At 43.1% G+C, this 12,763-nt stretch carries 13 protein-coding genes; 4 read left to right on the forward strand and 9 right to left on the reverse strand.

Features of this window, described 5'->3' with window-relative positions; all coding sequences use genetic code 11:
• Positions 1-82: 82 nt before the first annotated feature.
• The 4 genes from hemY to HUS26_RS09875 form a co-directional block, all read right to left on the reverse strand.
• Positions 83-1,480 (reverse strand): protoporphyrinogen oxidase, encoded by a 1,398-nt coding sequence (gene hemY / locus HUS26_RS09860; RefSeq protein WP_173917000.1) that lies wholly within the window; start codon positions 1,478-1,480, stop codon positions 83-85.
• A 2-nt stretch (positions 1,481-1,482) separates the two neighbouring features.
• A complete protein-coding gene (gene hemH / locus HUS26_RS09865; protein ID WP_173917001.1) occupies positions 1,483-2,418 on the reverse strand; it encodes a ferrochelatase in 936 nt (311 codons plus the stop codon).
• Positions 2,419-2,430: 12 nt separating this feature from the next.
• Positions 2,431-3,465, reverse strand: coding sequence for a uroporphyrinogen decarboxylase (gene hemE / locus HUS26_RS09870; protein WP_173917002.1), 1,035 nt, complete (start codon positions 3,463-3,465; stop codon positions 2,431-2,433).
• 123 nt (positions 3,466-3,588) lie between these two features.
• Positions 3,589-5,751 (reverse strand): transglycosylase domain-containing protein, encoded by a 2,163-nt coding sequence (locus HUS26_RS09875; RefSeq protein ID WP_254434169.1) that lies wholly within the window; start codon positions 5,749-5,751, stop codon positions 3,589-3,591.
• 82 nt (positions 5,752-5,833) lie between these two features.
• Between HUS26_RS09875 and HUS26_RS09880 the strand changes: the two genes are divergently transcribed.
• On the forward strand, positions 5,834-6,340 hold the full coding sequence (locus tag HUS26_RS09880) for an antibiotic biosynthesis monooxygenase (RefSeq protein ID WP_173917003.1): 507 nt from the start codon (positions 5,834-5,836) through the stop codon (positions 6,338-6,340).
• A gap of 106 nt (positions 6,341-6,446) precedes the next feature.
• Here the strand turns inward: HUS26_RS09880 and HUS26_RS09885 are convergent, their stop codons facing one another.
• The gene (locus HUS26_RS09885) at positions 6,447-6,926 is read right to left on the reverse strand and encodes a co-chaperone YbbN (protein WP_173917004.1); all 480 of its coding nucleotides are present in this window, start codon (positions 6,924-6,926) and stop codon (positions 6,447-6,449) included.
• Between the two features lie 6 nt (positions 6,927-6,932).
• Positions 6,933-7,352: a disulfide oxidoreductase gene (locus HUS26_RS09890; protein WP_173917005.1), complete on the reverse strand. Its 420-nt coding sequence runs from the start codon at positions 7,350-7,352 to the stop codon at positions 6,933-6,935.
• Between the two features lie 165 nt (positions 7,353-7,517).
• Here HUS26_RS09890 and HUS26_RS09895 point away from each other — a divergent pair, with 165 nt between their 5' ends.
• Together HUS26_RS09895 and HUS26_RS09900 are read left to right on the forward strand one after the other, a co-directional pair.
• Entirely contained in the window at positions 7,518-7,955 is a 438-nt protein-coding gene (locus HUS26_RS09895) for a ferritin-like domain-containing protein (RefSeq protein ID WP_173917006.1), read from the forward strand.
• A gap of 301 nt (positions 7,956-8,256) precedes the next feature.
• Complete coding sequence (locus tag HUS26_RS09900) at positions 8,257-9,426, forward strand: M20 family metallopeptidase (protein WP_173917007.1); 1,170 nt, start codon at positions 8,257-8,259, stop codon at positions 9,424-9,426.
• Here HUS26_RS09900 and HUS26_RS09905 read toward each other — a convergent pair.
• Genes HUS26_RS09905 through HUS26_RS09915 form a run of 3 tightly spaced genes read right to left on the reverse strand, consistent with a single transcriptional unit; the run spans position 9,414 to position 12,136 of the window.
• A complete protein-coding gene (locus tag HUS26_RS09905) occupies positions 9,414-10,130 on the reverse strand; it encodes an EcsC family protein (protein WP_173917008.1) in 717 nt (238 codons plus the stop codon). The two genes, HUS26_RS09900 and HUS26_RS09905, sit on opposite strands and share 13 nt — an antisense overlap.
• A gap of 55 nt (positions 10,131-10,185) precedes the next feature.
• On the reverse strand, positions 10,186-11,400 hold the full coding sequence (locus HUS26_RS09910) for an ABC transporter permease (protein WP_173917009.1): 1,215 nt from the start codon (positions 11,398-11,400) through the stop codon (positions 10,186-10,188).
• On the reverse strand, positions 11,393-12,136 hold the full coding sequence (locus HUS26_RS09915) for an ABC transporter ATP-binding protein (protein ID WP_173917010.1): 744 nt from the start codon (positions 12,134-12,136) through the stop codon (positions 11,393-11,395). Before HUS26_RS09915 ends, HUS26_RS09910 begins: the two co-directional genes overlap by 8 nt.
• Before the next feature lie 137 nt (positions 12,137-12,273).
• Between HUS26_RS09915 and HUS26_RS09920 the strand changes: the two genes are divergently transcribed.
• Positions 12,274-12,696 carry an HIT family protein gene (locus tag HUS26_RS09920; RefSeq protein WP_173917011.1) on the forward strand — a complete coding sequence of 141 codons (423 nt, stop codon included), beginning with the start codon at positions 12,274-12,276 and terminating at the stop codon, positions 12,694-12,696.
• Positions 12,697-12,763: the final 67 nt, after the last annotated feature.

Here is a 12,763-nt window from a genome sequence, read left to right on the forward strand (position 1 = left end):
TCAGGTACCGAAAGCTGGATTTTGTGGACCTGGTACCGAGAGATAAAAGAAGAAAACCTGCAGGCAGTCTGCAGGTTTCCTCTTATAGGTGCAAGTATTGCAATACACGTTCGACGGCTGCTTCTCCCTGATCAATACAGTCAGGAAGCCCGATTCCGCGATAGGATCCTCCGGCTAAATAAACTCCCGGTAGATGCTCGTCCATCTTCCTGTCTACTTCATCCATTCGATCTTTGTGACCAACTGAATATTGCGGCATAGAATCATACCAGCGTGTCACTATTGAGAAATCAGGTTTTTCCGTGATATCCATAATTTGATTTAAATCATTTAGGGCGATGTCCGTAACTTCTTCATCCGACAGGTCCACGACTTCCTGATCGCCAGGCTTGCCGACATAACAGCGAAGCATGACTTTACCTTCAGGTGTTGTATGCGGCCACTTTTTATGGGTCCATGTACAAGCCGTAATCCGAAATGGACTGTTTCTTGAAACGACAAATCCTGTACCATCGATATCCTTCTTAATGGCTGATTCATCAAATGTCATCGCCACATTTGCGACTGAAGTGGCTTTCATTCCTTTAAACGTATCAAAGAAATCGTATTGGGACAGCATCCGCTGCACGGAAAAATAAGGCGCTGCCAGCACAACAGCATCAGCTCTTTGGACCGTGCCATCACTTAACAGCAAGTGGTACACGTCGGATTTTTTCTCGATATGATCGACAGCCATATTTTTTATAAAAGTGCCTTCATCCATTTGTGTTTCAATCGCCTCAACAAGAGATTCCAATCCGCCGCGGAACGTACGGAACATACTTGGCTTCGGTTTGTTTTTCTGCGGCTTCGGTACAGTCTTTCTTAATCCTTTGATTAAGCTGCCGTATTCCTGCTCGAGCTGATAGAAGTTAGGAAATGTAGCCTGCAGGCTGAGATCGTCAATATTTCCGGCATAGATTCCAGACAACAGCGGTTCGATCAGATTTTCGACGACTTGGTTTCCTAGACGTCTTCTGAAAAATAAACCAAGCGATTGATCGCCTTCTGTTTCTTTTTTCGATTTCACTACATCTAATACTGCGCGTGCTTTACCAGCAAGTGTAAACAATCCTGAAAAAAGAAACGGGCGGATACGGGTTGGAACGCCCATAAACGAGCCGCTCGGCATCTTATGCAATTTCTGACCGACAAGAATATAAGACTGACCCGTCCCATTTGGTACAAGATCGCCTTCTAATCCCAGTTCTTCGGCGAGTCTTGTCGCGCTCTTCTTTCTTTCAAGAAAGGAATCGGGGCCCCGCTCAATTGTAAAGCCGTCGCGCTTTACCGTTTGAATTTTACCGCCAAGCTTTTCACCCGCTTCTATTAAATGAATATCAAGCGGGAGCTGTTTCTCCCGCTTTTCTTTTTGTAAATAGTAAGCTGCTGTTAAGCCGGCAATTCCACCGCCGACAATGACTACTTTTCTTCTATCCATAATTACTCCCGTTCTTCCAGTTTAGCCAGGACGACACCGGCTAATGTCCGGATGAATTTAGGATGAGTGTTCGGCATTTCAGGGCGGTAGTATTCGGCACCTAATTCGTGGCAGACAATTTTACATTCGTAATCATTATCATAAAGAACTTCTAAATGATCGGAAACAAAGCCGACAGGAGCATAAACGAAAGAGCGATAGCCTTTTTCGTTAAAAAGATCGCGGGTTAAGTCCTGCACATCGGGCCCAATCCAGGGGTCTGGGGTATTCCCTTCACTCTGCCAGCCAATTTCATATTGGGTAATGCCTGTTTCTTCAGAAATCAATTCAGCCGTACGTTTCAGCTGATCAGGATATGGATCTCCGCCTTCTAATATTTTTTCTGGCAGGCTGTGGGCAGAAACGATTAAGCAAGCTTCTGCTTTTTCTTCTTCACTCATTTTACCGTACTCGCTGAGAATCTGCTCACTCCAGTAGTCGATGAAACCAGGAGCCTCATACCAGCTTTCTACTGAACGGATGGTGATACCGTGCTTATCGGCTTCTTCCTTCGCGCGTCCGTTGTAAGACTTAACACTGTAAGTGGAATAATGAGGAGCCAGAACGATCGATACGGCTTCAGTAATACCATCTTCAGCCATTTGAGAGACAGCATCTTCAACAAACGGCTCAATGTGCTTTAAGCCTAAGTACATTTTAAACTCCACTTCATCCTGCTCTTCGTTAAGCGTGTTTTGAAGGGATGCCGCCTGATCTTCTGTAATTCTCGCAAGAGGAGAGATGCCTCCAATCGCATTGTAGCGGTCTCGTAAGTCCTGAAGCATTTCATCAGACGGTTTACGCCCTCTGCGAATATGTGTGTAATATCTTTCTAAATCCTCTTCTTTATACGGCGTTCCGTATGCCATAACGAGTAACCCTACTTGCCTTTTTTCCATTATCGTCACCTCTTAATTCTTATTAGAATATTCGTGAATGAGCTGTGTTAATCGTTTTAACGTGTCTGGTTGAATATCAGGAGTGACTCCATGCCCTAAGTTAAAAATGTGGGCTGGGTGCTGTTTCCCTTCATCAATGATCTGCTTCGCGCGTTTTTCAATCACGCTCCAGTCTGCTAAAAGAATGGATGGATCAAGGTTTCCTTGTAAAGGCTTCGTAATGCCCCAGTTTCGAGCTTCTGTAATCGATGTTCGCCAGTCTAGCCCCATAACGTCTAATGGCAGATCGTTCCACTCAAGCGCCAGATGACGCGCGCCGACACCAAACATAATCAAAGGAACCTCAAGCGATTGAAGCTCATTAAAAATTCGTTCCATAACCGGTTTAATAAAGGTGCGATAGTCCTCTGCATTTAAGGCTCCTACCCAGGAATCAAAGACCTGAATCGCACTCGCGCCTGCTTCAACTTGAGCTCTTACGTAAGAAATCGATGTGTCTGCGAGTTTATCCATTAACGCAAACCATGTTTCCGGCTCGCTGTACATTAAAGCTTTAGTCTTATTGTAATTTTTTGAAGGGCCGCCCTCAATCATATAGCTTGCCAGTGTAAATGGAGCCCCTGTAAATCCGATTAATGGGACATTGAGCTGTTCTTTTGTTAAAAGACGGATCGTATCCATGACGTAGGAAACGTCGGATTCGGGATCGATCGTGCCAAGTTTATCAATATCGGCTTTAGAACGGATCGGGTTAGCGATTACAGGGCCGATTCCTTTTTTAATATCAACGTCTACCCCGATCGCCGGCAGGGGAGTCATAATATCTTTATAAAGAATTGCGGCATCGACTCCATACTGTTCCACCGGAAGTCGTGTGACATAAGCGCCCAGCTCAGGCTGGTGTGTAATTTCAAATAGAGAATATTTTTCTTTCAGCTTACGATATTCAGGCTGTGAACGCCCGGCCTGCCTCATATACCAGACAGGGGTATGGTCCGTTTCTTCGCCTCTGAATGCTTTTAAAATTGTGTCATTAAATGGTTTCATAGTCCTGCATAACTCCTTTATTCACGTTCAACCTTTTTCCGACTTCAACTATACCTATAAATGTCCGCAATGTATAGAAAAATGATATAGTTGTCACGAGATTGTGCTTATTTTCACAGAACGCTAATTTATCGTCACGACATTGGAAGCTTCCCCTTCAAGTCCTGTAAGCGGGTCGAACGGAACGACCACATAACTCGTTTCTCCAAAAACGTCGGTGCCGCTTACATTAACTTCCCCTTTTCCAGTCACTCTGCCTACCATTTGACGGCTGTCTTCCTCAAGCCGGTAAATACGGTAAATGACGCGTTTATCCTCCCCAGGTGTCCACGTGATTTGATCAGAGAATAAACTCCAGCCCCCAAATCCCCCTGAACCTGAAGCATCAGTGATTTCCGGAAGGGTAATTGGTACTGGCAGTTCTTTTTGCCCCTCTGGTTTTTTAAAGCTTTCTAATAAATCTCTCTTTTCATCAATGTCCGATAAAATGGTTTTCATGAGCGCTGTTGGATATTCACTTCCGCCGGTTAAATAGGAATCTTCCGCTGAAGAATCGTATCCCATCCACAACGTCCCTACATAATCAGGCGTATAGCCGGTAAACCAGACATCTTTATTCTGGCCTTCTACAGTAGGATGCTGCTGGGTGCCTGTTTTTCCTGCCAATGCTTTCGAATAGCTTCCGGCCTGAGCCGTTCCGGAATCGACTGTAGTTTCAAGTATTTGTGTCATTTCCCACGCTGTCTGCTGATTAAAAACCTGCTTTTCGCTCTGCTTGTGCTCATGAATGGCTCTCCCATTTCTATCGATAATCTTCTCGATGGTATGGCCGTCTGTTTGTTTGCCGTTATTTGCAAACGTTCGATACGCTTCTGTCAGCTGCATCGGAGTATACCCTTTAGATAACCCGCCAAGAGCTATTGCTAAACCTTCATCCTCTGTAGGCAATCCTAACTTGTCTAAGTACTCTTTTGAATAAGAAATGCCCATTTGATCAAGCAGCCATACTGCTGGAGCATTTTTCGAATCAACAATTGCCTTGTAAATTGAGGTCATCCCGTCATATTGCCCATCATAATTAGTCGGTGTATAACCACCATAACTCTGTTTTTCATCAACAAGCAGTGAATACGGGATATACTTTTTGTCCATAAGAGCCGGTCCATATACAGCCAGCGGTTTAATGACAGATCCCGGCTGCTTCCTAGTCAAGGCATGATTGGTTTGGCCATGCTTATAATCCCTACCCCCAACGATCGCTTTGTAAGCACCGGTGGCCTGGTCCATTAACGTAAAAGCTCCTTCTGCCTTACCATTTGAACCAGGAGCGAATTTGCCTTCTTTCATATGTCGTGCCGAAAGCTTTTGGATTTCAGGATCTATCTCTACAATGATTTGATAACCACCGCGTTTTAACTCATCACGGCTTATGTTATATTTCTTTGCTGCTTCTGAAATAACCGCATCCACGTAGCTGTTACTCCACGTTTCTGTGTTCTCTTCGCCTCTCTCCACACCAAGTGTCGCTCCCTGCAGACTAACCATTTCTTCCGCTTCTATCACATCAGCTGCTTCCATTCGGGATAACACAATATTTCGTCGTTCGAGAGCCTGCTTTGGATTTTCAAATGGTGAATAATTATTGGGTGCTTTAGGAAGCCCTGCTAATAACGCCCCTTGAGATATGGAAAGCTCACGAACAGAAGTGTTAAAGTAAGTTTTTGCGGCTTCTTCCACCCCATAAACACCTTTCCCGAAATAAATCGTATTTAAATACAATTCTAATATTTTATCCTTCGAATAATGGCGCTCCAAATATATAGCCGCCATCACTTCTTTTGTCTTTCTCATCCACGACTTATCATTCGTTAAAAAAAGATTTTTAACAAGCTGCTGGGTAATTGTGCTCCCGCCTTCAACTTTCCCCATAGCGATGATATCCCGATAGACCGCCCGTAAAATAGCTTTCGGATCAAGTCCTTCATGCTGATAAAAACGTTCATCTTCTACAGCAATAAAAGCCTGCTTCACGTGCTCCGGAATATCTTCTAAAGAAATGAGCGTCCGATTTTCGGTATACATCCGCTCTATGATTTGTCCGTCTTTTGTTTCTATAGTCGTAGCTGAGTTTAACACGAGCTTTTCCTCAGAAACGATAAAATACCCTCCAGTGAAGATGATCATAAAGCCAGTAAAAGCCAGTAGTGTGAAAATAACGAAAGTACCTGCGGCCCATTTAGCTTTTCTCGACCATTCTGGGGGCCTGAATAGTTTTATAGTTTTCAACCGTTGTGCATCCTCTCTCTAAACTTGCGGTATCATACAGTCAATTGCTACACTTTACTTAATAAGGAAAGGAGTTTTCCATATGAACGTATCTATGACAAATGGTACCTTAAATTATTTAGTAAAGCTAGCTGCTGAACACAAGGAGGACAACCTCCTATTAATGCAGGAACGGGACAAAACAGTCGCCTATTATGAAGGGGACCACCCTTCTTTCTTCAAAGAAGGCCGCGATTATGAAGTAGTTGAAAATGTAGGTCAGGTTCAGTCCTCCGGGTTTGTCGTTATGAATAACATTCCTGTATCTGATGAAGGACGCCCTGTTTTTGAAGACCGATTCAAAAAACGGGTCGGCCAGGTGGAGAATATGGAAGGATTTCAGGCGATTCGCATCTTAAGGCCAAAGAAAGGCAATACTTACGTCGTCTTTACTCAGTGGCGCAATGAACAGGATTTTGAAGACTGGAAAAACTCTAAAGAATTCGAGAAGGCACATGCCAACTCCGGACCACAGCATAAACAAAAGCCTTCTTTTATTGACGGAAAGCCTTATATTACGAAATATTATATGATACAGCCGGAAGAATAAAAAAGAGAGCGGTTTTTTATACCTAGGTAGAAAAAAAAACTTGCAGGGATACTCTAGAGTATCCCTGCAAGTTTTTTTGTGGTCAATCACCAACCACGCTTCTCTTTTATTCAGAGGCTAGAACTTCTTCTTCAAAGAAAGCTTCGAAATTGCTCATATCCTGTGCTCCAACAATCCGGGATTGTTCTTCTCCATTCTCGTAGTGTACAAGCGTTGGAGTGGATTGAATCTGATATTCCTGCCATTGATCTTCAAATTCTAATAAGTTCAATTTTTTCATATCAACATTCATATCCTGTGCAAGCGGTACCAGATCTGGCGTAGTATTCTGACAGTGTACGCAATCAGGGCTGTAGAAATACACGGTTACCGGATCACCTGATTCTACTTTTTCCCGCAGTTCATCAGGAAGGATTTGATTTTGATAGTTAGGGTCCTCCAACTGTTCAATTGTGCCCTGCTCTAAGTTTTCTTTTCCATAAGGATTATCTTCACTTTGCTGTGAGTTTTGATAATTTACTACAAAAGTTAAGGCCACCACTAGGATTACTAACACGGTACCAAAGATAATCATTTTTTTCTTCATAAGACGTTATCTCCTTTGTCCACGGATCATTAGAATGTGACTGATAAAAATAATAATAAAACCTGTACCTGCTAAAAATGGGATCGTAATAAAACCTAAGTAGTTAATATACTCCGCATTACAAGGTACGACTCCACAGGCGTCACCTGCTGATTGAAAAGCAGGAACCTTTTGAACTAAGTAATGATAAATCGAAATACACCCGCCCATCCCGCTTAAAAACAAACCGGCATAAGCGATCGAAGTATTTTTCTTAAGCATTGCGGCACCATAAATGACTACTAATGGATACATAAATATCCTCTGAAACCAACACATTTCACATGGAACGTATCCCATTACTTCTGAGAAAAACAAACTCCCTGCTGTAGCCGTTAAAGCGGCAGCCCATGCCACAAATAACCAAGTTTCGCTTTGTTTATTCATACTTACCGTTCCTTTCTACCTCTCCCATCTGCAATTATACTAGGTATTTATATGAAAGCAAAACAGTTTATCTGCTCCAAATTCAGTTCCAAGGTTTTACGTTTAAAGAAGGAAAATAAGGGAATATTTTTTAATGTGCTACTATTTATGGAAAGGATGAATGAAATGGATGAAAAAATGCAACAACTTATTGATGGACTAAATGAAGACTTAGCGAATGAATATGCGGCTTCCATAATGTACACATATAATGCTGCCGTTGTCTCTGGCTTATATCGTTCGGTGTTAAAACCTTTCTTTGAAAGTGAAGTTGCCGATGAGCAGGGACATGCAATGTACCTGGCTGAGAAAATCAGCATCTTAGGCGGAACACCGACAACAACTCCAGCGGAAGTCAAGCAGCATACTGATGTAAAAGCGATGCTGAGAGAAGCTCGCGAAGCAGAATATGCAACGATTAAACGGTATGAAGAACGTAAAGTTCAGGCGGAAGAATTAAATCTTACAGAGCTTTCTGTTAAACTCGATGATCTAATTGCTGACGAAACCGGTCATATGGAAGAGATCGATCGTTTACTGCAGGACTCCCGTTTACACGAATAAACACAATTGAAATTTCAGCCCCTTCTCCTTTCTTAGGAGGAGGGGTTTTTTACTGTGGGCTAAAGCCACCTTCTCTTTTAATATTAAAAATAGTCTGATATATTGGAACAATATTCAACTTGAAATAATACAATGGTTGATTCGTAAGGAAACTGCGTGACTCCTCGCGGAAAAATGAGCCTGCTAAAACCCCGCAGTCAGGGACGAAAGAGGATTGGCGGTTTGTCCGCGAAAAAGCAAGCGGGTTCCCCGTAAATCAACAGAGAATGATAACAAATACTAGAAGAAAGAAGGAATTATAATGTGGGAATCAATATTTGAAGCCATAGATCAGCAATACGCTCAAATGCTAGAAACCCGAAGACACTTACATAGAAATCCGGAGCTCTCTTTTAAAGAGACAAAAACAGCCGGGTTCATTGCGGACCAATACGAACGCCTGGGGATTCCTTATCAAAAAGAAGTCGGCGGCAATGGAGTCGTTGCAACCTTAAAAGGCGGAAAACCAGGAAAGAAAGTAGCTTTACGCGCCGACTTTGACGCTCTTCCCATTCACGAAGAAAATGAGACAGATTATAAATCCACGGTCGACGGCGTCATGCACGCATGCGGTCATGATGGTCATACAGCTGCACTGTTAGGCCTAGCCGAAGCCCTCCTTCCTTATCAGGAAGAGCTTCCAGGGACTGTTGTTTTCCTTCACCAGCATGCTGAAGAATACGCTCCCGGCGGTGCAAAACCGATAATTGAATCAGGAGTCCTGGATGATGTGGATGCCGTTTTCGGTACACACTTATGGGTGGACGCTCCTACAGGAGTGATTCAAACGTCGAAGCAGGAATTTATGGCGGGCGCCGACCGCTTTCACATTACGATTAAAGGAAAAGGCGGTCACGGGGCAATCCCTCACCAGACGAAAGATGCAATCGTCATTGCTTCCCAGCTCGTCACGTCACTGCAGCAGATTGTGAGCCGCCGTCTTGACCCGTTAAGTACAGCCGTTTTAACTGTTGGAACATTTGAAGCCGGCGATGCTTTTAATGTCATAGCAGACTCTGCGAAAATCACGGGTACTGTCCGGACTTTTGATCCGCAGGTCCAGGATACGATCATTAAAGAAATGGAGAAAATCATTAAAGGCACGTGTGAAGGCTGCGGGGCAGATTATGACTTTGATTATTATAAAGGCTATCCGCCGGTTATTAATCATAAAGAAGAAGCCGAGCTGATTTTGCAGGATGCCAGTAAAGCAGATCCAAGCTTAAAAACAGAAGAAATTCCTCCGGTGATGGCAGGCGAGGATTTCGCCTACTACTTGGAAAACAAGCCCGGCGCTTTCTACTTTACAGGAGCACAGATTCCCGACCATTATTATCCTCATCATCATCCTAAGTTCGATTTTGATGAAGCAGCTCTGCCTCATGCGGCAAAAACGCTTCTCCAGGCTTATCGTTCTTATCAGGAAAAATGAGAATGTAACAGGCGGAGGCGATGAACGTTCATCGTCGTCTCCCCTAATTGTTCTAATAAACGGCCATTGGCTACATACCCGACCACCGCCCCAATCCCAGGGAGAAGCTGAAACATTTTCACAAAATCAATCGTGTCTCTATATTCAATCTGCAAAGACTTCCAGTCAATTTGCTTTCTCTCTTTAGGCACGCTGTCCCAATTTAAGAGAATTTCTTTGACACGGCCCCTCTCCTCTTCACTTGAGAAAGCCAGCATAAAAATATGCAGCAAAAATACCCTCTCCTCATATCTCTCCACATTCAGCCCGTAATATTGCCCAGCATCAAAGAGGAACTTCATTTTAATACTGAGAAGCAGCGGAAAATCAGCTGCCCCGAGCCAGAATCCTCCCGCCCCTGTTCCGGCTCCTTCCCACGAGGCTGAGCGTTTGTACTGCTTTAATTTTTCCCTGACAAGCTCTTCCCTCTGTTGAAATGTCCAGTCCCCTTGTTGTTCAATCGGTAAAATATACTGAGAACCTGTTAACGACAGTTCGATCATTCGCTTGATGCTCTCCGTTACCACCTGATGAACCAGGTCAGGAATTTTCTTATTAATGGCGGACTGAAGCCCTTTTGATTTTCGCTGCAGAAATCCTGAGCGTTTTTCCAGGGAGCGGCTCCATTTAACAGCTTCCTTATAAACCTGTTCTTCATAGTTCATGTCAAAAAACCTCCTAAAAAAGCGGTTCCCTTACGGAAGAGGAACCGCTTGATTTTTATACAATTCTCGGTTTTATATAGGTTTTAATAAAAGCAAGACTGAACAATGTACCACCTAACGCTGTAATTAAAATGCCCAGGACATTCCACTGCACGATAAAAAGCACCGTGAACAAAAAGGTCTGAAAAAGCATGAGCTGTTTCAAAAAGCGGACCATCGCTTTTTGCTTCGCTTCTTTGTTCACAGGGTAAATATCGACCCACGCAATGGTGCGGTGATGATTCCAAAGCGACATCATTTGAAACGCGCTTAAATAAAGAAACAGTATCGCAAAGGCAATTTTGATCCAAACATTAGGGACAAACCAGACCGCTAACCCGCCGATCGCGATCAACCGGAAGTACATGCCTAAATAATCACTGCTGCGGACAAACGTAATCCGGTAAAGATATGTGAAGCTTTCTGACTGACGAAAAGGAACACCTTGAGCTAAAAGCTGGACTAAGGCATGCCTTTTCTTAACCGGGTTCTTCAAATGCGGAACATCGGTAAACATATTGGCTATCCGATAAAAAGTTCTCATTCTGGCCTGATCCTTTTCAACGAGAAGATCAAAAACGAGGCCGGCTTTTTTATGGGCCAGCGAATAAATATAAGCAACTACTAGGAGAAGTAATACTCCGGTAATGATTGAAAACAGCTGATTTCCCTGGGATAGGAAAAAGAAGAAAACGATGCTCAACAAGATCCGTACGAACAGATCTGTGTGGCGGATATTCGCATTTCGCTCCTTAAGCATCCACCAGTTGGCCATCATATTGAGCAGCTTAATGACCAGAGTCAGAGCTATCATCCCCAAATAGTATCTCGTGCCCAGCTCTGGAAACGTGGTAAAATAAAGTGGTCCTAACGCTGCGGCCACGAGCAGAATTAAATAAAGCTGGACGAAGAAGCTGTAAACAAGACACCTTTTAAAGTATTCTCCAAGCTTATGTTCAGCCGGAAGCAGAAACACTAAGTCCGGCTCTTTGAGCAGCGTGCGCACTGGACTGTAACTAGCAACTAATCCAAAAGCAATCCCGACGACCCACTCTGTCGGAAAGTCTTCTGGAACTGTCAGCAGCCATTGCTGATAGTAATAAGCAAGAGCAGAAATAAAGAAAAACATTGCAACTGCGATATGACCGTTAAAAATGTATTTTAAATATCGGCTCGTCTCTTTAACATGTTCTTGAAAACGGCGGTTCCAAAACTCTCCTGCCTTAAACATTGTCTTCTTCCTTTGTCAGCTGAATATAAAGATCGTCCAATGAAGCGCCAGGTTTATTGAAAGAACGTCTCAAATCATCCAGAGTTCCGGCTGCCCGCAGCTTTCCGTCATGCAGGATGACAAAGCGATCGCAGTACTTCTCCGCTGTTGCTAAAATGTGAGTCGACATTAAGACACCGGCTCCATTTTTCTTCATTTCCTCCATCCATTCTAAGTACGATTGAATCCCCAATGGATCAAGTCCCACAAATGGCTCGTCTACAATATAGAGTTCAGGTTCAATTAAAAAGGCGCACATAATCATGACCTTCTGCCTCATCCCTTTTGAAAAGTGTACAGGGAACCAATTTAATTTTTTCGTCAGTCTGAATTCTTTTAATAAAGGATCCAGGCGTTTTTTAAAGGTTTCTTCAGGAATATTGTAAGCCATCGCTGTTAAATGGAGATGCTCATACAAAGTTAATTCATCATATAAAATCGGCATTTCCGGAATATAAGCAAATTGCTGGCGATAGCCGTCCGGATTCTCATCAAAAGTGGTTCCATTAATCGCCACTCTTCCTTTTATCGCCTGCATCATGCCGATGACATGCTTTATCGTTGTACTCTTTCCGGCTCCGTTTAAGCCGATCAGCCCGACGATTTCGTTAGGAAAAACATCGAAAGAAATGCCATGGAGCACATTTTTATGAGTGTAGCCTCCATGTAATTCATCTATATGTAACAATGGTTTCAACTTTATCCCTCATTTCATGAACTCATTCCCATAAATTTTATCATAATCTGAAGCAGCCATACACAATTGGGACTGTAATCGAGAAAACCACTTAAATTATGATACAATTATACAAAACCTTTGAAGGAGTGTAGTACATGAGTGATAACTGTATTTTCTGCCAGATCATTAACGGAGATATTCCCTCAGCGAAGGTATATGAGGATGAGGAAGTCTACGCCTTTCTCGATATCAGCCAGGTGACTAAAGGTCATACACTCGTTATTCCGAAAAAACATACAAAAGATATTTACAGTACGGATGATGAGGTTGCTGAGAAATTATTCGCACGGGTTCCAAAAATCGCAAATGCCATTAAGAAAACGTATCAGCCGGCTGGGCTTAACCTGCTGAACAATAACGAAGAACCCGCAGGACAGTCTGTCTTTCACCTACATATTCACCTGATTCCAAGATACGGTAAGGAAGATGGATTTAAACCTGAATGGACGGTTCATTCCGACGATTATACGCCGGAAGACTTACAGGAAATCGCATCCAGTATTCAGAATAATATTTAACACCTTGTATTCCCTTTTGGTTTTGCTATAATAACGATAGGCTTACGCAAGTAATCACGAGGATATA

The organism is Halobacillus sp. Marseille-Q1614 (assembly GCF_902809865.1).
GTDB lineage: Bacteria > Bacillota > Bacilli > Bacillales > Halobacillaceae > Halobacillus_A.

Bases quoted from the DNA above. Each gene is read 5' to 3' on its own strand.
- hemY (WP_173917000.1), bottom strand. From the start codon at position 1,480: ATGGATAGAAGAAAAGTAGTCATTGTCGGCGGTGGAATTGCCGGCTTA.
- hemH (WP_173917001.1), bottom strand. From the start codon at position 2,418: ATGGAAAAAAGGCAAGTAGGGTTACTCGTTATGGCATACGGAACGCCG.
- hemE (WP_173917002.1), bottom strand. From the start codon at position 3,465: ATGAAACCATTTAATGACACAATTTTAAAAGCATTCAGAGGCGAAGAA.
- HUS26_RS09880 (WP_173917003.1), top strand. From the start codon at position 5,834: ATGAACGTATCTATGACAAATGGTACCTTAAATTATTTAGTAAAGCTA.
- HUS26_RS09885 (WP_173917004.1), bottom strand. From the start codon at position 6,926: ATGAAGAAAAAAATGATTATCTTTGGTACCGTGTTAGTAATCCTAGTG.
- HUS26_RS09890 (WP_173917005.1), bottom strand. From the start codon at position 7,352: ATGAATAAACAAAGCGAAACTTGGTTATTTGTGGCATGGGCTGCCGCT.
- HUS26_RS09895 (WP_173917006.1), top strand. From the start codon at position 7,518: ATGGATGAAAAAATGCAACAACTTATTGATGGACTAAATGAAGACTTA.
- HUS26_RS09900 (WP_173917007.1), top strand. From the start codon at position 8,257: ATGTGGGAATCAATATTTGAAGCCATAGATCAGCAATACGCTCAAATG.
- HUS26_RS09905 (WP_173917008.1), bottom strand. From the start codon at position 10,130: ATGAACTATGAAGAACAGGTTTATAAGGAAGCTGTTAAATGGAGCCGC.
- HUS26_RS09910 (WP_173917009.1), bottom strand. From the start codon at position 11,400: ATGTTTAAGGCAGGAGAGTTTTGGAACCGCCGTTTTCAAGAACATGTT.
- HUS26_RS09920 (WP_173917011.1), top strand. From the start codon at position 12,274: ATGAGTGATAACTGTATTTTCTGCCAGATCATTAACGGAGATATTCCC.